Annotated in this window: 20 protein-coding genes; 14 read left to right on the plus strand and 6 right to left on the minus strand. The window is 67.9% G+C overall.

What is annotated here, in order from left to right; all coding sequences use genetic code 11:
• The first annotated feature begins 5 nt into the window (after nucleotides 1–5).
• From K3A85_RS08515 to K3A85_RS08525, 3 genes are read left to right on the plus strand one after another with little or no spacing between them, the layout of a single operon-like run.
• Nucleotides 6–785, plus strand: a complete 780-nt coding sequence (locus K3A85_RS08515) for a cyclase family protein (RefSeq protein ID WP_225206089.1) — start codon at nucleotides 6–8, stop codon at nucleotides 783–785.
• A gap of 5 nt (nucleotides 786–790) precedes the next feature.
• Entirely contained in the window at nucleotides 791–1,756 is a 966-nt protein-coding gene (locus K3A85_RS08520) for a fumarylacetoacetate hydrolase family protein (protein WP_225206090.1), read from the plus strand.
• On the plus strand, nucleotides 1,749–3,056 hold the full coding sequence (locus K3A85_RS08525) for a family 1 glycosylhydrolase (RefSeq protein ID WP_225206091.1): 1,308 nt from the start codon (nucleotides 1,749–1,751) through the stop codon (nucleotides 3,054–3,056). The genes K3A85_RS08520 and K3A85_RS08525 overlap by 8 nt, the downstream gene beginning before the upstream one ends.
• Nucleotides 3,057–3,112: 56 nt before the next feature.
• On the opposite strand, the gene K3A85_RS08530 is transcribed toward K3A85_RS08525, so the two are convergent.
• Nucleotides 3,113–3,994, minus strand: coding sequence for a helix-turn-helix domain-containing protein (locus K3A85_RS08530; protein ID WP_225206092.1), 882 nt, complete (start codon nucleotides 3,992–3,994; stop codon nucleotides 3,113–3,115).
• A gap of 62 nt (nucleotides 3,995–4,056) precedes the next feature.
• Between K3A85_RS08530 and pobA the strand changes: the two genes are divergently transcribed.
• Nucleotides 4,057–5,226 (plus strand): 4-hydroxybenzoate 3-monooxygenase, encoded by a 1,170-nt coding sequence (gene pobA / locus K3A85_RS08535; RefSeq protein ID WP_225206728.1) that lies wholly within the window; start codon nucleotides 4,057–4,059, stop codon nucleotides 5,224–5,226.
• A gap of 33 nt (nucleotides 5,227–5,259) precedes the next feature.
• Here pobA and K3A85_RS08540 read toward each other — a convergent pair whose 3' ends face one another.
• The 3 genes from K3A85_RS08540 to ligK are packed head-to-tail and all read right to left on the minus strand — an operon-like array spanning nucleotide 5,260 to nucleotide 7,901.
• Nucleotides 5,260–6,177, minus strand: a complete 918-nt coding sequence (locus K3A85_RS08540; protein WP_225206093.1) for an amidohydrolase family protein — start codon at nucleotides 6,175–6,177, stop codon at nucleotides 5,260–5,262.
• The gene (locus tag K3A85_RS08545) at nucleotides 6,170–7,234 is read right to left on the minus strand and encodes a 4-oxalomesaconate tautomerase (protein WP_225206094.1); all 1,065 of its coding nucleotides are present in this window, start codon (nucleotides 7,232–7,234) and stop codon (nucleotides 6,170–6,172) included. The genes K3A85_RS08540 and K3A85_RS08545 overlap by 8 nt, the downstream gene beginning before the upstream one ends.
• The gene (gene ligK, locus K3A85_RS08550) at nucleotides 7,227–7,901 is read right to left on the minus strand and encodes a 4-carboxy-4-hydroxy-2-oxoadipate aldolase/oxaloacetate decarboxylase (protein WP_225206095.1); all 675 of its coding nucleotides are present in this window, start codon (nucleotides 7,899–7,901) and stop codon (nucleotides 7,227–7,229) included. Before ligK ends, K3A85_RS08545 begins: the two co-directional genes overlap by 8 nt.
• A gap of 109 nt (nucleotides 7,902–8,010) precedes the next feature.
• Between ligK and K3A85_RS08555 the strand changes: the two genes are divergently transcribed.
• The 10 genes from K3A85_RS08555 to K3A85_RS08600 all read left to right on the plus strand — a co-directional run bounded on the left by K3A85_RS08555 (nucleotide 8,011) and on the right by K3A85_RS08600 (nucleotide 18,722).
• Nucleotides 8,011–9,162, plus strand: a complete 1,152-nt coding sequence (locus K3A85_RS08555) for a LysR family transcriptional regulator (RefSeq protein ID WP_225206096.1) — start codon at nucleotides 8,011–8,013, stop codon at nucleotides 9,160–9,162.
• 63 nt (nucleotides 9,163–9,225) lie between these two features.
• Nucleotides 9,226–10,062 carry an NAD(P)-dependent oxidoreductase gene (locus K3A85_RS08560; RefSeq protein WP_225206097.1) on the plus strand — a complete coding sequence of 279 codons (837 nt, stop codon included), beginning with the start codon at nucleotides 9,226–9,228 and terminating at the stop codon, nucleotides 10,060–10,062.
• Nucleotides 10,059–11,084, plus strand: coding sequence for an amidohydrolase family protein (locus tag K3A85_RS08565; protein WP_225206098.1), 1,026 nt, complete (start codon nucleotides 10,059–10,061; stop codon nucleotides 11,082–11,084). Before K3A85_RS08560 ends, K3A85_RS08565 begins: the two co-directional genes overlap by 4 nt.
• Entirely contained in the window at nucleotides 11,081–12,121 is a 1,041-nt protein-coding gene (locus K3A85_RS08570; protein ID WP_225206099.1) for a Rieske 2Fe-2S domain-containing protein, read from the plus strand. The genes K3A85_RS08565 and K3A85_RS08570 overlap by 4 nt, the downstream gene beginning before the upstream one ends.
• A complete protein-coding gene (gene ligA, locus K3A85_RS08575) occupies nucleotides 12,118–12,528 on the plus strand; it encodes a protocatechuate 4,5-dioxygenase subunit alpha (RefSeq protein WP_225206100.1) in 411 nt (136 codons plus the stop codon). Before K3A85_RS08570 ends, ligA begins: the two co-directional genes overlap by 4 nt.
• Nucleotide 12,529: 1 nt before the next feature.
• A complete protein-coding gene (locus K3A85_RS08580; protein WP_225206101.1) occupies nucleotides 12,530–13,372 on the plus strand; it encodes a class III extradiol dioxygenase subunit beta in 843 nt (280 codons plus the stop codon).
• Nucleotides 13,369–14,328 (plus strand): Gfo/Idh/MocA family oxidoreductase, encoded by a 960-nt coding sequence (locus tag K3A85_RS08585; protein WP_225206102.1) that lies wholly within the window; start codon nucleotides 13,369–13,371, stop codon nucleotides 14,326–14,328. Before K3A85_RS08580 ends, K3A85_RS08585 begins: the two co-directional genes overlap by 4 nt.
• Nucleotides 14,329–14,523: 195 nt before the next feature.
• Nucleotides 14,524–16,215, plus strand: coding sequence for an MFS transporter (locus K3A85_RS08590; protein WP_225206103.1), 1,692 nt, complete (start codon nucleotides 14,524–14,526; stop codon nucleotides 16,213–16,215).
• Entirely contained in the window at nucleotides 16,216–17,328 is a 1,113-nt protein-coding gene (locus K3A85_RS08595) for an HlyD family secretion protein (protein WP_225206104.1), read from the plus strand.
• Nucleotides 17,325–18,722: an efflux transporter outer membrane subunit gene (locus K3A85_RS08600; protein ID WP_225206105.1), complete on the plus strand. Its 1,398-nt coding sequence runs from the start codon at nucleotides 17,325–17,327 to the stop codon at nucleotides 18,720–18,722. Before K3A85_RS08595 ends, K3A85_RS08600 begins: the two co-directional genes overlap by 4 nt.
• A gap of 12 nt (nucleotides 18,723–18,734) precedes the next feature.
• Here K3A85_RS08600 and K3A85_RS08605 read toward each other — a convergent pair whose 3' ends face one another.
• On the minus strand, nucleotides 18,735–21,083 hold the full coding sequence (locus K3A85_RS08605; protein WP_225206106.1) for a putative bifunctional diguanylate cyclase/phosphodiesterase: 2,349 nt from the start codon (nucleotides 21,081–21,083) through the stop codon (nucleotides 18,735–18,737).
• Complete coding sequence (locus K3A85_RS08610) at nucleotides 21,080–21,724, minus strand: carboxypeptidase regulatory-like domain-containing protein (protein WP_225206107.1); 645 nt, start codon at nucleotides 21,722–21,724, stop codon at nucleotides 21,080–21,082. Before K3A85_RS08610 ends, K3A85_RS08605 begins: the two co-directional genes overlap by 4 nt.
• Nucleotides 21,725–21,750 lie beyond the last annotated feature (26 nt).

Genomic DNA, 21,750 nt, shown 5'->3' on the forward strand with positions numbered 1-21,750 from the left:
TCCCAATGACCCGCCGCTTCGTCGACCTTTCGATCACCCTGTGCAACGACGTGGTGAGCGATCCGCCGTTCATGCGGCCGCATATCGAGTATCAGACCCACGGCGAAACCATGACCGAACTCGGTCACTTCTTCCCCGGCGTCACCGCCGACCAGACCCCCGACGGCGAAGGCTTCGCCGCGGCCGAAATGGTCCGGCTTTCGACGCACAACGGCACCCACCTCGATGCGCCGTGGCACTTCCACCCGACGCAGGACGGCGGCAAGAAGGCGCTCACCATCGACGAGATCCCGCTCGAATGGTGTTTCCAGCCGGGGGTGAAGCTAGACTTCACCGCCATGCCCGATGGCTACGTGGTGACGGCAGCGGACGTCGAGGCGGAATTGGCGAGGATCGGCCACGAACTCCGCCCGCTGGAGATCGTGCTGGTGAACACCGCAGCCGGCAAGGCGCTGGGCGACCCCGACTTCGTCAGCAGGGGCTGCGGCATGGGCTACGAGGCGACGATGTATCTCACCTCGCGCGGGATTCGCGTCACCGGCACGGACGCGTGGAGCTGGGATGCTCCATTCGTCCACACCGCACGGAAGGTTGCCGAGACGGGCGACACTTCGCTCATCTGGGAAGGCCACAAGGCCGGGCGCGACATCGGCTACTGCCATTTGGAAAAGCTTCACAACCTTGAGGTGCTGCCGCCCGACGGGTTTCTGGTATCGTGCTTCCCGCACAAGATTGCCGGCGCTTCGGCGGGGTGGACCCGCGCCGTGGCGATCTTCGAGGACTGATCGCGATGCGGCTGGCAACCCTTGCGAACGGGCATCCGGACGGTGCGCTCGTGGTCGTGTCCGACGACGGGACGCGCTGCCTGCCGTGCGTGGCATGGCCCAACCTGCTGACGGCCGTGGAGAACTGGGCACAGGCCGAGGGCGACCTGCGGGCGATCGCGGCGCAGCTCGCGGATGGCGAGGGGGCACCGCTCGAGCCGGCCGGCCTGCGCGCGCCGCTGCCGCGTTCGTGGCAATGGCTCGACGGTTCGGCCTATACGACACACGGCGAACTGATGCAGATCGCGTTCCACATGGACCCGGTGCCTGCGGATCGCCCGTTGATGTACCAGGGCCTCAGCGATCGCTTTCTGGGCCCCTGCGACGATATCGGCATGCCCGACGAGGCGCTTGGTATCGATTTCGAGGGCGAGTTCGGCGTGATCGTCGATGCGGTGCCGATGGGCACCAGCGCGCGCGACGCGGAACGCCACATCCGCCTGCTGGTCCAGATCAACGACTGGTCGCTGCGCACCCTTGCGCCGGTCGAAATGAAGACCGGCTTCGGCTGGGTACAGGCCAAGCCGGCCTGCTCGATGGCACCCTATGCGGTCACGCCCGACGAGCTGGGGGCAGACTGGAGCAACGGCCGGGTGTGTTGCGACCTGCACGTCGACTGGAACGGCGAGCGGTTCGGCCGGGTCAACGGGGCGTGCATGGCGTTCTCGTTTCCCGAACTGATCGCGCACGCCGCCCGGACACGCGACCTCGTGGCCGGAACGATCATCGGCTCGGGGACGGTCTCCAACCCGGATTATGCGACCAAGGGGTCGGCCTGCATTTCCGAACGCCGCGCGATCGAGATCATCGCGGCGGGCGCGCCCACGACGCCGTTCATGGCGTTCGGAGATTCGGTGCGGATGGCGGGCGTCCAGTCGTCCGGTCGCGAGCCGTTCGGCGTGATCGAACAGAAGGTTCGCAAGCATGATTGATCGCAGGACCCTCCTTGCGGCTGGCGCCGCATCGGTTGCAGCCCCCGCCTTCGCGAAAGCATGGCGCTCGGTCGACCCCACGTTTCCCGAGGGCTTTCTGTGGGGAGCTGCCACCGCCGGTCATCAGGTCGAAGGCAACAATATCAACTCCGACATCTGGCTTGCCGAGCATGTCGATCCGACGGTCTTTGCCGAACCGTCGGGCGATGCCGCGAACAGCTTCGAATTGTGGCGGACCGACCTCGATCTGGTGAAGGCGATGGGCCTGAATACCTATCGCTTCGGGATCGAGTGGGCGCGCATCGAGCCCGAGCCAGGGCAGTTTTCGATCGCCATGCTCGATCACTACAAGGCGATGATCGAGGGGTGCCGCGATCGTGGCCTGACGCCCGTGGTCACCTTCAACCACTTCACCACGCCGCGATGGTTTGCCGGCCGGGGCGGCTGGGAGCACGATGATGCTGCGGCCGTGTTCGCCCGCTACTGCGACCGCGCCGCGCGGCACATTGCCGAGGGCATCGGATACGCGACCACCCTCAACGAGCCGAACCTTGCCGGGGTGCTGCAGGATCTGCTGCCGGCCAACCTGATGGAGGGCGACAAGGCCATGGCCGCCGCCGCGGCCCGTGCGATGAACGTGCCCTTCTTCCAGCCCGGCAGCGCGCTCTACATCCGCGACCCGGCAAAGACGCAGGCGCATATGCTCGAAGGGCATGCCCAGGGCCGGGCGGCGATCAAGGCCGCGCGGACGAGCCTCCCGGTCGGCGTCAGCCTTGCGATCATCGACGATCAGGCGGTCGGTCGCGACAGCCAGCGCGATGCCCGCCGTGAGAAGTACTACGGTGCATGGCTGCGCGCCGCGCGCCAGTGCGACTTCCTCGGCATCCAGAACTACGAGCGCGCGGTGTGGAACGCCGAGGGCAAGCTGCCCCCGCCGGCGGACGCCAAACGCAACACGATGGGAGCCGAGGTCTATCCGCCGTCGCTCGCCAACGTCGCGCGGTATGCCCATGCGCAGGCCGGGGTGCCGATCATGGTGACCGAACACGGTGTCGGCACCGATGACGACAGCGTTCGGGCCTGGCTGATTCCGGCAGCGCTCGCCGAGTTGAAGAAGGCGATGGCAGAGGGCGTGCCGGTGCTCGGCTATATCCACTGGTCGCTGGTCGACAATTTCGAGTGGGTCTTCGGCTACCGGATCCGCTTCGGTCTCCACACGCTCGACCGCACCACGTTCAAGCGCACGCCCAAGCCGAGCGCGGCCGTGCTGGGAGACATTGCGCGCCGCAATTCGCTCTGACCCGCGAACGCGATGGGGCCGCGCGCTCCTTGCCGAGGCGATCGTGGCGTTCGTGATCAATCCCGCTCGGCGGATGGCCTGTTGCCGGTCGTGCGGAGATAGAAGCGCGAGAAGTACGATGCATCGGCGAAACCCAGTTCCTCCGCAACCTGCGAGATCGTCGCATTGGTGTGCCGCAGCAACCGGCGTGCCTCGAGGGCGAGGCGACGGTTGATCGCCTCGAGCGGGGTGCAGCCCAGCCTTCGCTGCACCAGGCGCGACAGCGTGCGCTCGGTGGTGCCGATCGAGGCTGCATAGAAGCTGACCGGGCGATGTTCGGTGAGATGCGTTTCGACGAGGTGCCGGAAGATCGCGAGACGGCGGTCGGCAGCGTCCCCGGCGCTGCCGCCGTCGCGCGGAAGCGAGCGCAGCAGCGCCTCGGCAAGCGCGTGGAACGGGCCGGCGGGATTCCACTCGGGGCCGAGCATCAGCAATTCTTCGGCAAAGGCAGAAATGCGGCGCGCGCTTGCGGGATCGAGCGTGCCATGCGCGCCACGACTGATCACCCGCGCCAGGGGGTCGTCGCGACCCGCGCGAGACGCGAACTCCTGCCCGAGCGTCAGAACCCAGCCCCGCGTCTCCAGCGAGAACCGGAAACCGTGGACGGTGCCAGCCGGCACGACGATGTGACAGGGGCCGGCCAGGTCCACCCGGTGTCCGTCCAGCACCGCGACAACGCAGCCTTCGTTGATGATTAGTACCTGCATGCTGTGGCGATGACGGTGCGCCGAGATCTCCCAGGCGTGCAGCGAACTGCGCTCCGCGATCGTTTCGATATGACCGAAAGCTGCAGGATGCTGCGCCCCTTGTTCGCCGTAGAGGGTGAACGTCGGAATGGTCGCCAGGGTGTGATCCATTGTCCGAAAAGTACCATGATTTTGTCCGCTCGGTGCCTTCATCCAAGTGCGTTGCGGAGTCAACTTGGGCGGCAAGAAGCAAGCACGATGAGGGGAGAGAAACGGTGCGCACACAGGTCGCGATCGTCGGGGCAGGGCCGGCAGGGTTGATGCTGGGCCATTTGCTGCGCAGCGAAGGCACAGACTGCATGGTGGTCGAGCGCCAGTCACCCGAATACGTGCTCTCGCGCATCCGGGCCGGCGTGCTGGAACAGGTGACAGTGGGCTTGATGGAACGTCTCGGCCTCGATGCCCGCCTGCGCAAGGAGGGCCTTGTCGAGGAGGGCTTCAATCTTGCCGATGGAGAACGGCTGATCCGCATCGACGTCGCGGAGCTTACCGGCAAGACGGTCGTGGTCTACGGGCAAACCGAGATCCAGCGCGACCTGATGGAAGCGGCGCCCTCGCGCGGGCTCGAGGTCGTCTGGGAAGCCGACGAGGTTGCGCTTCACGCGATCGACAGCGACGCCCCGTTCCTGACCTATCGCAAGGACGGCGCCGAACATCGGGTGGACGCCCGGTTCATTGTCGGGTGCGACGGCTTCCACGGGCCTTGCCGCAAGGCTGTTCCCGCCACAGCCGGTCGCAGCTTCGAGCGGGTCTATCCGTTCGGGTGGTTGGGCATCCTGGCGGACGTTCCGCCGTGCCATGACGAACTCATCTACGCTAACCATGAGAGGGGCTTCGCACTGGCTTCGATGCGCAGCCACACCCGCAGCCGGTACTACATCGACGTGGCGTTGAGCGAACGGATCGAGGACTGGAGTGACGATCGGCTCTGGGACGAGCTGGCCGTTCGCCTCGGCCCGGAGGCGGGGGCGCGCATCGTGCGCGGCCCGGCGCTCGAAAAGTCGATTGCGCCGTTGCGATCGTTCGTGTTCGAACCGATGCGCTACGGCAGCCTGCTGCTGTGCGGCGATGCCGCGCACATCGTGCCGCCCACCGGCGCCAAGGGGCTGAACTTGGCGGCCAGTGATGTGCACTATGCCGCCGAGGCGCTCGTTGCCTATTTCCGGCGAAACGATGCGGACGCGATCGCCGGCTATTCCGACAAGGCGCTGGCGCGGGTCTGGAAGAGCGAGCGGTTCAGCTGGACCTTGACCAGGCTGATGCATCGCTTCCCCGAAGACGGGCCGTTCGAGCGGCGAATGCAGGTTGCCGAACTCGCCTATGTGGCCGAGAGCCGGGCGGCGCAGCAATCCATCGCGGAAAACTACGTCGGACTGCCGGTCTAGCCCGCAGCGGCGGCCGGCATCGGTCCCGATCGGTCATGCCGATCGGGGCGTGAGCACCGGCTCGATCTCTTCCGGCCAATAGAGCCGCATCGGGTTGTCGACTAGCAGCTTGTGCTGAAGCGCGGTCGTCGCGGCGATGCGGGGGATCATGTCGACGAGGTGCCCGTCGTCCGGGATTTCGGTTTCCATGTTGGGGTGGGGCCAATCGGTCCCCCACAGGCAGCGGTCCGGATAGTCGGCAACGAGCGGTGCGACGGCCTTGGCGAAGGCGTCCCAGGGATCGCCGGCGCCGCCTTCCTTGATCGCGTCGAGCCGATCGGGGCAGGTGGCCTTGAACCAGATGTCGTGACGGCCATCGAGCAGCGCGCGGAAGGCCTTCATGTCGGCGCCGTCCGGGCCCTGGCGCACATCGGGGCGGCCCATGTGGTCGATGACGAGGGGGACCGGGATGGCGTCCATGAACGGCCGCAGCTCTTCCAGAATATCGGCCTCGAAGTAGATCACCACGTGCCAACCGGCAGGAAGACGCTTCGCGACTTCGAGGAACTTGTCCTTGGGCGCATCGTCGACGAGGCGCTTGAGGAAGTTGAAGCGGATGCCGCGGATGCCGCCGTCGTGCAATGCGTGGAGGTCGGCCTCGCAGATCGCCGGATCGACGACGGCGACGCCGCGCGCAAGTCCGTTCGACCGGGCGATCGCATCGAGCGTCGCCGCATTGTCGGTGCCGTGGCAGCTCGCCTGCACGATCACGTTGCGGGCAAATCCCAGATGATCGCGCAAGCCGAACAGCATCTCGGGCCCGGCGTCTTCGGGCAGGTACTTCGCCTTGGGGCTGAAGGGGAACTTGGCCATCGGCCCGAACACATGGCAGTGGGCGTCGACCGCGCCCGGCGGCGGGGTGTAGCGCGGCTTGCTGGGGGCTTGGTGCCAACTGGTGATACGGTCAGCCATAAACGATTCCATCCATCAGCTTGCGCGCGGTGCGCAGAAGGGCGGCCGTGCGGACCGCACCGCCTTCGTCGGTCTCGAGCACGCAGCTCATCTCGCCGGTGGGGTGCTCGACCGACAGGGTCTTGCGCGATCCTTGTGGAACTTCGGCCACCTCCGCGGCGGGCGAGCCGGGGATCAGGCAGGCGGTGGCCACGCTCACCGCGCCGAGCACGCCGATGGTGGCGTGGGCGCGATGGGGAATGAAGCTGCGCACCGTAACCGCTCCGCCGTGCCTGGGCGGGGCGACCAGCATCATTTTGGGCACGGACTTCCCGCTCACGTCCCCGAGGTTCATCCGTTCGCCGACAGCGAGGCGAATGGCTTCGATCCGCGCCTTGAGGTCGGTCGCATTGTCGAGCCAGTCGCGGTCCTCGTAGCCGGTGATCCCGACGTCCTCGGCCTTCATCACGACGCAGGGCATGCCATTGTCGATCAGCGTGACGGGCACGCCGTCTACGAGGTCGACCGCATGGCCGGTCGGCAGGAGCGCGCCGCACGACGAGCCGGCAGTGTCGCGGAACTCGATCGGGACGGGAGCATGGGTGCCGGGGACTCCGTCGATGGCGGCATCGCCGGCGTAGGTGACCGTGCCGCCCGGCGTCTGCACCGTGGCGACGGCGACTTGCCCGGTGTTCTCCATGTAGATCGCCACGCGGGTCTCGTCGCCGGTCGCGGCGACAAGGCCGCGCTCGATCGCGAAGGGGCCGACCCCGGCCAGGATGTTGCCGCAGTTCTGCGCGTCGGTAACGATCGCCTGGTCGACGAAGACCTGCAGGAACAGGTAGTCGACGTCGATGCCCTCGCGCTCCGACCTGGATACGAGCGCGACCTTGCTGGTCAGCGGGTCGGCCCCGCCCATCCCGTCGATCTGGCGCGGATCGGGACTGCCCATGACTCCCAGCAGGAAAGCGTCGCGGGCGGCCGTTTCGGCAGGAAGATCGGATTTGAGGAAGTAGCCGCCCTTGGAAGTCCCGCCGCGCATCCACATGCAGCGGATGCCTTCGGCTCCATCAGACATACTTGAGGCCTTCCTTCTCGAGCCGCTCGCGCATCTTGTACATGTCGAGCCCGAGAACCCCCGCGGCGAGCTTTGCACGCTTTTCGCCTTCGTTGGCTTCGCGCCCCCGGGCGATCTCGAGCACCGCTTGGGCACTGGCGCGCGGTACGATGCAGACGCCGTCGTCGTCGGCCACGACCACGTCGCCCGGATTGACCAGCGCATTGGCGCAGACGACGGGGACATTGACACTGCCGAGCGTGTTCTTGACGGTGCCTTGCGCGCAGATCGCCTTCGACCAGACCGGGAACTGCATCTCGGTCAGGTCGCGCACGTCGCGGACACCGGCGTCGATCACCAGGCCGCGGCAACCGCGCGCCTGTGCGCTCGTCGCGAGCAGATCGCCGAAATAGCCGTCCTCGCAGGGGGAAGTCGGGGCGAGGAGGAGAATGTCGCCCGGCTGGAGTTGTTCGATCGCGACGTGGACCATCCAGTTGTCGCCGGGAGGGGCGCTGATCGTGACCGCGCTGCCGGCAATCCGCGCCCCGCGATAGATCGGCCGCATGTAGCTGGCGAGCAGGCCGGTCCGGCCCTGGGCTTCGTGGACTGTGGCGACGCCGCAGGCGGCGAGCCCGTCGATCACCTCTCGATCGGCCCGTTCGATGTTCTGGACGACGATACCGGACATGCAGACGCTCCCGCTGGCAAGGTGTAGCTGCCCGTCCATGCGGGGGCAGGGGGATGCCAGCCAATCCAATGTTTGCCGCGAACCATAAGGAAATGCTAAGTCGTCCCTCATGGTCGATCCCGTCGTCAACATGCGCCACTTCGCCGCCTTTGCCGCCACGGTGCGCCACGGCAGCGTGACCAAGGCAGCTCGCGCGGTGAACCTGACCCAGCCAGCGCTGACGCAGGCGATCGCCCGTCTCGAGGCAGAACTCGGCGTCACCCTGTTCGAACGCCGGGCCTCGGGCATGACGCCGACCGAGCCTGCCTGTCTGCTCGCGCCCCGCGCCGAGGCCGCGACGGTGCACGTCGGCAGTCCGCGCGTGACCGGCACGCAGTTGCGGGCCTTCCTCGCCGTCGCGCGCGCCGGTTCCTATGCGGCGGCCGGGGAGGCGACCGGGCTTTCCGCCGCGTCGCTGCATCGCGCGGTCGCCGACCTGTCGGTGGCGTTGGGGCAGCGGCTCGTCGACAGGCGCGGGCGATCGGTGATGCTGACCGCCGCTGGCGCTCGCCGCGCCCGCGCGTTCGGTCTTGCCATGGCCGAATTACGCAGCGGGCTGGCGGAAGTGGCGGCGTGGCAGGGCAAGGCTGCGGGACGCATCGTCGTCGGCGCCATGCCGCTGAGCCGGGCCCGGTGGTTGCCGGAGACGATCCTTCGGTTTCGCGCGGGGTATCCGGGGGTCGGAGTCGTGGTGGTGGAGGGCAGCCACGCCGAACTGGCGGGGCCCTTGCGCGACGGCGAAGTGGACCTGATGCTGGGGGCCCTGCGCGAGCAGGGGCTCGCCGATGACCTGGCGCAGGAAGCGGTGTTCGAAGATCGGCCGCAGCTGGTGATGCGGACCGGGCACCCGATCCTTGCAGCGTCGGACCCGACGGGCAGGCTGACGGAGTTTCCGTGGATCCTGCCCGCGCGCGAGACGCCGCTGCGGTTGTACTGGGAGTCGATGATGCGCGCGGCGGGAATGGACCCGCCGCCGGTGGGCGTCGAATGCGGGTCGGTGCTGACCGTTCGCCAGTTGCTGCTCGGGTCCGATGCACTGACGCTGCTTTCGCCGGCGCAGCTGGCTGTCGAATTGCAGGCGGGCGTGCTGGCATCGCTGCCCACGCCAGCGCCGGTCGTGCGCCGGATCGGCATCACCACCCGCGCCGGATGGCGGCCGACCGCGCCGCAGGCCGCGTTCGTTGCGCTGCTGCGCGAGGTGGCGCGCGAAGGCTTTGCATAAACTTATGGACGGCGCGCAAATTGCATTTGTCCGCATGGGGCGCGGGTCGCAGGACTGCGCGCCATGGACGCAGCGATTGCCCTGATCGGTTTCGGCGAGGCCGGCCGCACGTTTGCGCAAGCCGCAGGCTGGGGCGCGCGAGCCCGCGCGTTCGACATCGAACCCGCGCGCCGCGCCGATATGGAGCGTGCAGGCGTTGTGGCCTCGGCAACGGAGAAGGAGGCGCTGCGTGGCGCCCGCCTCGTCCTGTGCCTCGTGACGGCGGACGCGGCCTTGAAAGCAGCGCAGGATTACGCCGCCTTGCTCGAGCATGGTGCAATCTGGTGCGACATGAATTCGGTGGCGCCCGATACCAAGCGTGCGGCGGCAGCCGCGATCGAGGCCGCCGGTGGATGCTATGTCGACGTCGCGGTGCTGGCGCCGGTCGAACCGGCGCGGATGAACGTTCCGTTGCTGGTGGCCGGCGCTGCGGCCGGGAACGCGGCGGACGACCTGCGCAACGCAGGTTTCGCCAACGTGCGCACCGTCGGCGGCGAGGTCGGCCGCGCGAGTGCGATCAAGATGATCCGGTCGGTAATGGTCAAGGGCATCGAAGCGCTCACTGCCGAGATGATGCTCGCGGCCAACGCCGCCGGCGTTGCCGAGGAGGTGCTCGTGTCGCTCGACGCCAGCGAGAAGCCGCAATCGTGGTTCGTGCGGGCCGCCTACAATATCGAGCGCATGGCGACGCACGGTCGTCGCCGCGCGGCGGAGATGGAGGAGAGCGCCAAGACGCTCGCCGGCCTCGGGGTCTCGCCCGTCATGACCGGGGGCACGGTCGAGCGCCAGCGGAACCAGGCCGGACACGCGATACCCACTCCGCCAAAGCCCATCGCAAGATCCGAGGAAACGGCCGAATGACCATGATCATCGACTGCCATGGCCACTACACCGTCCTGCCCAAGGCGCACGATGCCTGGCGCGAGGCGCAGAAGGCCGCCTTCAAGGCAGGCACCGATTGTCCGCCATACCCCGAAATCCCCGACGACGAGATTCGCGAGACGATCGAGGGGAACCAGCTGCGCCTGCTCAAGGAGCGCGGCGCCGACATGACGATCTTCTCTCCGCGTGCATCGGCGATGGCGCCGCACGTGGGCGACCAGTCGGTGGCGGTGAAATGGGCGCAAGTGTGCAACGATCTGATCGCCCGCGTCGTGGGTCTCTTTCCCGAGACGTTCGCGGGCGTGTGCATGCTGCCGCAGTCGCCCGAAGCGGACATGGCGAGCTCGATCGCCGAGCTGGAGCGCTGCGTCAACGAGCTCGGATTCGTCGGCTGCAACCTGAACCCCGATCCAGGCGGCGGGCACTTCAGGCATCCGCCGCTGACCGACGAATTCTGGTTCCCGTTCTACGAGAAGATGGTCGAGCTGGACGTTCCGGCGATGATCCACGTTTCGGGATCTTGCAACCCGGCGATGCACGCGACCGGCGGATACTACATCGCGGCCGACACGATCGCCTTCATGCAACTGCTCGAAGGCGACCTGTTCAGCCGTTTCCCCACGTTGCGGTTCATCATCCCGCACGGCGGCGGCGCGGTGCCCTATCATTGGGGCCGTTATCGCGGGCTGGCGGACATGCTTAAGAAGCCGTCGCTCGACACGCACCTGATGAACAACATTTACTTCGATACCTGCGTCTACCATCAGCCGGGGATCGACCTGCTGGCCGACGTGATCGATACCAGGAATATCCTGTTCGGCAGTGAAATGGTCGGCGCGGTGCGCGGCATCGATCCGACCACCGGCTTCTACTTCGACGACACGAAGCGGTACATCGACGCGCTCGACATTACCGATGCGGAGCGTCATGCGATCTTCGAGGGCAATGCGCGGCGGGTGTTCCCCCGCCTCGACGCCAGGCTCAAGGCGCGCGGGCTGTGACGACCTGGATTACCGACGCCTGGTACGTCGCCGGCTGGGATGCGGAGATCGATTCTGCGCCGCTCGCCCGGACGATCTGCGGGGTGCCGATGGTGTTCTACCGCAAGCTCGACCGCAGCGTCGTCGCCTTGCGCGATGCCTGTCCGCACCGGTTGTTGCCGCTGTCGATGGGTCTGCGCGAGGGCGATTCGCTGCGCTGCAAGTACCATGGCCTGAAGCTGGGGTCCGACGGCGTCGCCGAGGAAATGCCGCTAAAGAGCGACGCGGTAAACCGCCGCATCTGCGCCGAAGCCTATGTCACGCACGAGCGGCACCGCTTCGTCTGGGTGTGGATCGGCGACCGGGCCAAGGCCGATCCGGCGCTGATCCCCGATCTCTGGCCGTGCTCGGCCGAAGGCTGGACTTTCGACGGGGGCTACTATCACGTGGCGTGCGACTATCGCCTGATGATCGACAACCTGATGGACCTGACGCACGAGACGCATGTCCATGCAGGCTCGATCGGCCAGCCCGAGATCCTCGAAGCGCCGATCGCGACGCGCGTCGAGGGCGAGGAGGTGGTGGTCGAGCGGTGGATGCCGGGGATCGATGCCCCGCCGTTCTGGCGCGGTGCGCTCAAGCAGCCGGGCCCGGTCGACCGATGGCAGGTCTGCCGTTTCCTGAAGCCGGCCTCGGTGATGATCGATGTCGGGGTGGCGCCGGTCGGCGCGGGCGCGACGATCGAAAGCCACGACCAGGGCGTGCGCGGCATGGTTGTGGACTTCATGACCCCGGAGTGCGAGACGACGCACCATTACTTCTGGGGCATGGCGCGCAACTTCGACATCGACGATCCCGGCTTCACCGCGCGCTTCAAGCGCCAGCAGGGCGGGGTATTCAGCGAGGACAAGGAGATTCTCGAGGCCCAGCAGCGCGCGATTGCGGCCAACCCGGACCTGAAGCTTTCGGCCTATCGCATCGACGAGGGCGGCGTGCGCGCCCGGCAGATCATCGCGCGCGCCATTGCCGGCGCAGCGCGAGAAGGAGTGCAGCCATGAGCGGCCATCGCGACATCCACGAATACCTCGCCGAGTTCGACGACATTCCCGGCACGCGGGTCTACACCGCAGCGCGCGCGCGCAAGGGCTACCATCTCAACCAGTTCGCCATGAGCCTGATGAAGGCCGAAAACCGCGAGCGCTGGAAGGCCGACGAGCGCGCGTACCTCGACCAGTGGCCGCTGACCGAGGAGCAGAAGCAGGCCGTGCTGGCGCGCGACTACAACCGCATGCTCGATCTGGGCGGCAACATCTACTTCCTCTCCAAGATATTCTCGACCGACGGCATCCCCTTCGCCGAGGCATGCTCGACGATGACCGACATGACCTTCCCGGAGTATCGCGAGATGATGATGAACGGGGGGCGGTCGCCCGAAGGCAATCGCTCGATCAAGGGGGGCTACTGACATGGCGCGCATTACGGCCGGCGTGGGATCGAGCCATGTGCCGCTGCTGGGCGTCGCAGTCGACCAGGGCAAGAGCGGCGACGCCTACTTCGGACCGATCTTCGCCGGGTATGAATGGACCAGGGCTTGGGAGGCCGAGCAGAAGCCGGACGTGGTGGTGCTGGTCTACAACGATCACGCCTCGGCCTTCGACGCCAACATTATCCCGACATTCGCGATCGGCTGCGGCGAGCGCTACAAGCCGGCCGACGAGGGCTGGGGGCCGCGGCCCGTGCCAGACGTAGAAGGCCACGCCGACCTTGCCTGGCATATCGCGCAAAGCCTGATCCTCGATGATTTCGACATGACGATCATCAACGAGATGGACGTCGATCATGGCCTGACCGTACCGCTGTCGATGATGTTCGGCCAGCCGGACAAGTGGCCGGTCAAGGTCATTCCACTTGCCGTCAACGTGGTGACCTATCCGGTCCCGTCGGGCAACCGCTGCTGGGCGCTGGGCGAAGCGATCCGACGCGCGGTCGCAAGCTTTCCGGACGACCTCAATGTACAGGTCTGGGGCACGGGCGGCATGAGCCACCAGCTCCAGGGACCGCGCGCCGGGCTGCTCAACCGCGAATGGGACAACCGCTTCATGGACCTGCTGGTGGGTGACAGCCAGGAGGCGCGGGCGATCCCGCACATCGAATACCTGCGCGAAACCGGCAGCGAAGGCATCGAAATGGTGATGTGGCTGATCATGCGCGGTGCGCTCGGGCGCGAAACCCGCTGCCTGCACCGTCACTACCACATCCCTTGCAGCAACACGGCCATCGGCCACCTCGTTCTGGAGCCAGTAGAATGACCCAACCTGTCCGCATCGCCCTCGCCGGGGCTGGCGCCTTCGGCGAGAAGCACCTCGACGGCCTCGCCAAGATCGACGGGGTCGAGATCGTCTCGATCATCAGCCGCACCGGCGAGCAGGCCGCCGCTGTCGCCGCCAAGTACGGCGCGAAGCATTCGTCGACCGAGCTGGCCGATGCGCTGGCGCGCGACGACGTCGATGCGGTCATCCTGTGCACCCCGACGCAGATGCACGCCGCGCAGGCGATCGCCTGCATGGAGGCGGGCAAGCACGTGCAGGTGGAGATCCCGCTGGCCGACAGCTGGGCGGATGCCGAGGCGGTCGCTGCCAAGGCGCGGGAGACCGGCCTTACCTGCATGGTCGGGCACACCCGCCGCTTCAACCCGAGCCACCAGTACGTCCACAACAAGATCGTCGCCGGCGAGCTGGCGCTCCAGCAGATGGACGTCCAGACCTATTTCTTCCGCCGCAAGAACATCAACGCGAAGGGCGAGCCGCGTTCGTGGACGGACCACCTGCTGTGGCACCATGCTGCGCACACGGTCGACCTGTTCGCGTACCAGGCTGGAAGGATCGTCAAGGCCAACGTTCTCCAGGGACCGATGCATCCCGAGCTGGGCATCGCGATGGACATGTCGATCCAGTTGCTGAGCGAAAGCGGAGCGATCTGTACGCTGTCGCTGTCGTTCAACAACGATGGCCCGCTGGGCTCGTTCTTCCGCTACATCGGCGATACCGGCACTTACATCGCGCGCTACGACGATCTCGTGAACGGCAAGGAAGAGCCGATCGACGTCAGCAAGGTCGATCTCTCGATGAACGGCATCGAGCTGCAGGACCGCGAATTTGTCGCCGCGATCCGGGAAAAGCGCGAGCCCAATGCCTCGGTGCTCAAGGTGCTCGATTGCTACCGGGTCCTGGGTGAGCTCGAGGCGCAGTTGAACGCGCTCGCCTGACATCCCGTCGACGCGGCGCGCGGCCGGCGGTCGGGCCCCCGGCTGCCGGCTCGTCGGCGGTCTTGCGCTCACGCGCGCGCCCTTGGCGGCGCCCGGCTTGCGGGAACCTTGACCGGGCTTCAGAGTAGTGCGCGCGACCGTCGCGTGGCTGCTATGCCATGGCGCGTCGGGCGGAAGCGGAAGACGCGGGACGACATGGCGCAGGCGGCGGACTATCAATTCAAGCCTCACGAGCGGCCGACCCTGCCCGGGTCCCCGGCCAATCCCGACCACCCGCAAGCCCGGCGCCTCGCCTACTTCTCGATCGGCGTCCTGATCGGCCTTGCGGGCGGGCTCGGCAATGCGCTCGTCGCGGTCAACCTGCCTTTCGCGCAAGGGACACTGGGCCTCGGGCCGGACGAAGCGAGCTGGCTGACCGCGGCCTACCTGATGACCAACACCATGGCCAACCTGGTGCTGGTCAAGTACCGGCAGCAGTTCGGACTCCAGCCCTTCATCCGCTGGATGCTGGCGATCTATGTCGTTGCGACCGTGTTCCACCTGTTCGTCCACGGCTTCTGGTCGGCGATCGCGGTGCGGGCGGCGGGCGGTCTTGCGGGCAGCGGTCTGTCGTCGCTGACCGTGCTTTACCTGATGCAGGCCATGCCGGCGGCCAAGCGCCTCGCGGGGCTGATGATCGGCATCACCGTTCCCCAGATCGCGACGCCCTTGGCGCGGGTGATCTCGCCGACGTTGCTGATTTCAGGCGACTGGCACATGCTCTACTGGTTCGAGCTCGGCCTTGCGCTTGCCTGCCTTGCCGCCATCGTCGCGCTGCCGCTTCCGCCGAGCGAGCGGGCCAAAGTGTTCGAACGCGGCGATGCCGTCAGCATCATGCTGCTGGTGCCGGGAATGTCGCTGCTGATCGCGGTGCTGAGCCAGGGCCGCATCGAGTGGTGGACCGCGCGGGCGTGGATGGGTTACGCGCTCGCCGCCGGCATGGTGATGGTGGTCTGTGCCTTCGTTTTCGAGCACTACCGGCGCAACCCGCTGATCAATACCCGCTGGCTGGGCACGCGCGAGATCGTGCGGCTGATGGCGATTGCCGCGGCGGTGCGCGTGCTGCTGTCCGAGCAGGCGGTCGGGTCCGTCGGGTTGCTCACGGTCGTGGGCATGACCAACGAACAGATGGTCGGGTTGAACCTGGTGATCATCGCCGCATCGATAGCGGGGCTCGTGACGGCGCTGCTCACGCTCAACCCCGCGAATGTCGCGCGCCCGATCACCGTCTCGCTGGCGATGATCGCGCTGGGGGCGTTTCTCGACGCCAGCGCCACGAACCTCACGCGGCCGGAGAACTTCTACCTGAGCCAGGCGCTGATCGGGTTCGCCAGCGTGCTGTTCCTGGCCCAGGCGATGGTCATCGGTCTTGCCCGGACACTGCTGGCAGGGCCGCGCAACTTCGTCAGCTTCATCGTCCTGTTCAGCATGAGCCAGGCGCTCGGCGGGCTGGTCGGCGGAGCCCTGCTCGGCACGTTCCAGGTGGTGCGGGAAAAGGCGCATTCGGCCGAAATCGTCCAGTCGATCGTGATGACCGACCCCCAGGTCCCGGCACGGATCGCCGCAGGCGGGCGCCTGGTCGCGCGGACCGTCGGCGACCCGGTCCTGCGCAACGCCCAGGGCGCGGCGTTGCTGTCGCAGCAGGCGAGCCGCGAAGCCAACATCCTGGCATTCAACGACGTGTTCCTGCTGATCGGCGTGCTGGCGGTCATTGCCGTGATCTGGTCGATCCTCGTCCGCTGGCGCATCCGCCGCTCGGGCGAGGAATCGCCGCTCATCACGCTGCAGCGCATGCAGCAACAGGCTGCCGCCGATGGCGCGGCCTCCACCCCTGCGAGGACATCCTGAATGGCAGACGCGAACAGCAACCCACAACCGGCACCGCCGCCCGATGTGACGAGCGGGGCGCCTTCGGACAGCTGGCGCCCGGCCCGCCCGAGCGGGGCGAGGCTTGCGCTGGTCGTGGTGGCGCTGATCGGTGCGGTCGCCGCCGTTCTCTATGCCTGGCACCTGCCACCCTTCGGCGGAGCGTCGGAATCGACCGACAATGCCTATGTCCGCGGCAAGGTCACCGTGATCAGCCCGCAGGTCAGCGGCTATGTCACGCAAGTCCTCGTCAAGGACTTCGCCCGCGTGCGCAAGGGCGAGGTCATCGCAAGGATCGACGACCGCCAGTACCGCGCGAGGGTCGAGCAGGCGCGCGCGAACCTCGCGGCGCAGGAGGCCGCGCTCGCCAATTCGCAGCAGTCCGAACGCTCGCGCAAGGCCGCGCTCGGCGGACAGGATGCGGCGGTCGCGAGCGCGCAGGCGCAACTCGCCAAGGCGCAGGCCGACATGCAGCGCGCGAGCGCGCTGGTCCGCGACGGTTCGATCTCCGAGCGCGAGCGCGACCAGACCCGCGCTGCGCTGCTGGCGGCCGAGGCGGCCGTGCGCCAGGCGCAGGCTGCGCGCGGTGTGGGCGAGCAGGACGTTCGCAGCGTGCTCGTCGGCCGTGGCGGACTCGCCGCGAGCGTCGAAGCCGCGCGCGCACAACTCCACGCCGCGCAAGTCGATCTCGAGAATACGGTGATCCGCGCCCCCGAGGACGGCCAGCTGTCGGAAGTGGGCGTGCGGCTCGGCGCCTTCGTGACGGCGGGCACCCAATTGCTGTTCCTGGTTCCCGACGAGGTCTGGGTCATCGCCAACTTCAAGGAAGCGCAGACGGGCCGGATGGCGGTCGGGCAGCGGGCGCGCTTTACCGTCGACGCGCTCGACAGCGCGGAACTGACCGGGCGGGTCGAGAACATCGCGCCGGCGGCGGGGTCGGAGTTCGCGGTGCTCAAGGCCGACAACGCGACCGGCAATTTCGTCAAGGTGGCGCAGCGGATCGCGGTGCGGATCCGGCTCGACCCGGGCCAGCCGCTCGCGCGGCGGCTGCGACCGGGCATGTCGGTCGAGGCGCGCGTGGATACCGTGCGATGAGGAGCACGATCGGCGGAGCGCTGGTCCTTTCGCTGCTTGCCACGGCCTGTGCCGGACCGTCGGTGCGGACCGCTGCCGTGGCGCCGGTGGTCCCGCCGGCGGCTTGGCGGGTCGATCCCGGGCAGGGCGCGCCGATCGACGCGCAATGGTGGCGCAGCTTCGGCGATCCGCGGCTCACGGCGCTGGTCGAGGCGGCGCTCGCGCGCAATGCCGACATCGCCATCGCGGCGGCACGGGTGCGCGAAGCGCGCGCGCAACAGGCGCTCGCGCGGTCGGCGTTGCTGCCGACGCTCGACGCTGCGGCGAGCGGCGCGGATTCGCGCAGCATCAATCCGTTCGGCCAGGCGGTCGAGCAGCAGGCCGCGCAGCCCCAGCTTCAGGCGGCATGGGAGCTCGACCTGTTCGGCCGGCTGTCCGATCAGGTCAGCGCGGCGCGCTCGGCCTGGCTCGCCAGCCAGGCGGCGCGCGATGCAGCGCGCCTGTCGGTCGCCTCGGCCACGGCCAGCGCTTACGTCACGCTGCTGGCGCTCGACGATCGGCTCGCGGTCGCGCGGCGGACGGCGGCGATCCGCAAGGGGTCGCGCGACCTGATCGCCCGGCGGGTGCAGTTCGGCTATTCGCCCAAGCTCGAACTTCAGCAGGCCGAGGTCGACTACCAGTCGGCGTTGCTGCTGGTGCCGGCCCTCGAACAGGCGCGCGCGCGGCAGGAAAACGCATTGAGTGTGCTCGTCGGGACCCAGCCCGGGCCGATCGAGCGCGGGGCCGGGCTTGCGGCGCTGACCAGTCCTGCCTTGCCCGACACGATGCCGTCCGAATTGCTGCGCCGGCGACCCGACGTTGCCCAGGCCGAATGGCAGCTCGCTGCAAGCGACAGCAATCTGGCGGCGGCGCGCAAGCGCTTCCTGCCGCAAGTGCGGCTGTCGGCCTCGGCCGGCGCCGCCTTTTCCTCGCTGCTCGATGGCCCGATCGGCCTGTGGTCGGTGGGCGGCAGCGTGCTTGCGCCGTTGTTCGAAGGCGGACGGCTTCGCGCTGGCGCCGAAACCGCCGCTGCGCAGCGCGATGCCGCCGCGTTCGCCTACCGCAAGGCGGCGCTCGCTGCCTTCCGCGACGTGAACGACGCCCTCGCTGCCGTCGAAGCGCTCGACCGCCAGGTGCAGATCCAGACGCGCCAGCGCGATGCGCTTGCCGAGGCCGACCGCCTCGCGACGAACCGCTATCGAGAAGGCTACTCGCCGCTGCTCGAGCAACTCGATACGCAGCGCGGCCTGTTGAGCGCGGAGTTGGCCCTGATCCAAACGCGCGCCGACGCGCTCGCCGCCCGCATCAGCCTTTACCAGGCGCTGGGCGGCGGATGGTCGATGGACGGCGCGGCGACGATGCCGGCTGCGGACTGACCGCGCGCGCTGTCAGCCGTTCGCCGCGCGCGCGGCAGGCGGGTGGAGCGTGGCGAGAAGATCAGCAACCTCGCGCCCATGGATGGGGCGGCTGATCAGGTAGCCCTGGATCATGTCGCAGCCTTCGCTGCGCAAAGCTTCGAGCAGTTCCTGCGTCTCGACCCCTTCGGCCAGGGTCTCCATGCCCAGCGCGTCGGCGAGCGTGGTGATGGCGCGGACGATGGCGTGCGCATTGCCGCCATCCTCGAGCGCGCGCACGAAGCTCTGGTCAATCTTGATCTTGTCGAACGGGAACGAGCGCAAGTAGCTGAGCGAGGAGTAGCCCGTGCCGAAGTCGTCGAGCGCGACGCGGACGCCGAGCGCCTGGAGCGAATGGAGGATTTTGAGCGTCTTCTCGACATTGCCGATGAAGACGCTTTCGGTAATCTCCAGTTCGAGGCGCGAGGCGGGCAGGCCGCTCTGCACCAGGGCCTGGGCAATGCACGCCGTCAGTCCCTCCGAGGCGAGCTGGCGCGGAGAGATGTTCACTGCGACCGAGATGTCGTCCGGCCACAGCGCCGCTTGCCGGCAGGCTTCGCGCACCGCCCACTCGCCCATCTGCACGATCAGGCCCGATTCCTCGGCGATGGGGATGAAGGTCGCCGGGCTGACCGTCCCGAATTCGCGGTGGGGCCAGCGCATCAGCGCCTCGAACCCTTTCACCCGGTTCTGCGAAATCGAGAACAACGGCTGGAAATGAAGCTCGAACTCGCCGTCGCGGATCGCGTGGCGCAGGTCGATCTCCATGCGGCGGCGGTTGCTCGCCGCAGCGTCCAGCGCAGGCTCGAAGAAATGGTAGGCGCCCTTGCCGTCGCTCTTGGCGCGATAGAGCGCAAGGTCGGCGCTCTTGAGCAGCGCATCGGCGCCGTGTCCGTCCTGCGGGCCGATCGCGATGCCGACGCTCGCGGACATGAGCACGGTGCGCCCGTCGACCATGGTCTCGCTGTTTAGCGTGAGTTCGAGGCGACGGGCGAGCACGGTGCAGTCCTCGGCCGGATCGAGCCCTGCGAGGAGCAGGCCGAATTCGTCCCCGCCGAAGCGGGCGACCATGGCATCGGGAAAGCGTTCCTGCAGCGATTGCGCGACGTGCCGGAGCAACTGGTCGCCGACCGGGTGGCCCATCGTGTCGTTGATCGCCTTGAAATCGTCGACATCGATGAACGCCACGAAGGTGCGGTGGCCTTCGTTTTGCCTCGAAACCGCCCGCTCGAGCTTCTCGATGAAGAAGCGGCGGTTTGGCAGGTCGGTCAGTGGATCGTGGAGCGAGGCGTGGAGAACCTGCTGTTCGCGTTCGTCGACCGCGTCGACCATCGCGTTGAAGCTGTCGGCGAGCGAGCGCACCTCGATCGCGCCCTCTACCCGGACCTTGGCGACGGCCCCGCCTCCGTAGGCCTTGGCGGCCTCGGCGAGCGACTTGAGCGGTTTCGCGATCCCGTGCGATAGCCGGATCGCCGCCCATGCACCGGCAAGCACGCCGACGAGGCAGATCAGTAGCAGGACGGCCCGCAGGCCGTTGTAGCGCGCCAGCGAAGCGGCCAGCGAGTGGGTGAGGACAAGTCGCGGGTTGTGCCCGGCCTCGAGGCTCGCGATCGGAGAGACCCGCACGAGGGCGTCGCCGTTGGCAGTCCCGACCCGGGCAATCGCGCCAAGCGGAGCGGTGGCGAGATCTTTCGGCAGCGACGATTTGTCGGCCACCCGGGCTCCGACGGGGACGGCCGAGAGCCGCGCGAGCTGCTCCATGTCGCGTGGGCCGAGCGTGTTCACCAGCACCAGCCAGCCGGCGAGGTCGGGCATGCGGATCGGAACCGCGGCGGCCAGCGCCTGCGTGCCGGCAAAGGTGACGACGCCGCGGTCCGCGCCGTCTTCGAGGCGTGGCAGCAAAGCGGTTCCGCGGATGGTCTGTCCGGCGCCGGAAGCAATCACGCTCCCGTCCAGCCGCACGACCGCCACTTCGCTGACCGAGGCCCGGTCGCGCAAGCTTTGCAGGGCGGACGCGAGCGTTGCGGCATCGTCGGTGGCAAGGGCTTCGCGGAACCCGAAATCCCGCGCGACGACTTCGCCTGCTTGCGCCATCTGCCGCTGTCGGGTGGCGATGATCTGGTCGAACACGCGCGCGCTCGCAGCGAGATCGCGCTGCGCAGCCTCCTGTGCGAAGATGCTGATCCCCGATCCCGCGACCAGGATGGTGACCGCCATGACTCCGGCGAGCAGGGCGGCGTAGAGCAACGCGATGCGCCCGCCCAGCGTGTCGAACCGGCGCCCGACGAACTCGACCGGCCAGCTGCGCGCCCTGCTGCGCTTGCGGGCTTGCCGCCGTGTCACCGCGCCCCCGTCGCGCGCAGTGCAAGGGCGATCCGCGCCCGCTTGTCGGCATCGAGCTGCAGCCTGCCGCGCCACTCGTTGTTCGCGCCGCGGATGGCCGGATGCCACACGACGACCGAATAGGTGCCCGGGGCCAGGCCCTCGATCCGGGCAAGGCCGTTGAGGTCGGTCAGCGCCGCATAGGGCGTGTCGGTCACGCGGATGTAGCCGCGCATCTGGTCGTGGATGTTGCAGCCCAGCGCGATCGATCCGGCGACCTTGAATTGCTGGGTTCTCGTCTGGTCGTGGCCGTAGAGATCGATCTTGAACGGGCCCGGCTTGGAGAAGCTGTAGATCGAGTGGCGGACGGTATCGAGATTGGGGAATGCGACGACCGCGCCGCGCGGAACGATCAAGGTTCCGGGGACGAAGGCCTGATCGCGTTGCGCCATCGCATTGCGCCAGCGGAATGCGGGGCGGCGCGTGTCGCCGGGCGGCGGCGCGATCTCGATCACCGCGTCCCGCACCGGCAGGCCGGCCGCATCCACCACCTGCAGCGGCAGCACCGCGGGCGGCGCGGCCGACAGGGTAAGCGGGACGAGGCCCAGACCGGCAATCCGCAGGGCGAGCGTCGGGACTCGGTGCTTGGAGGTGGCAGGCATGAGCGCTGCATTGGGGCAAAATCGCT

Origin of the sequence: Novosphingobium huizhouense, from assembly GCF_020179475.1 — a bacterium.
GTDB lineage: Bacteria > Pseudomonadota > Alphaproteobacteria > Sphingomonadales > Sphingomonadaceae > Novosphingobium > Novosphingobium huizhouense.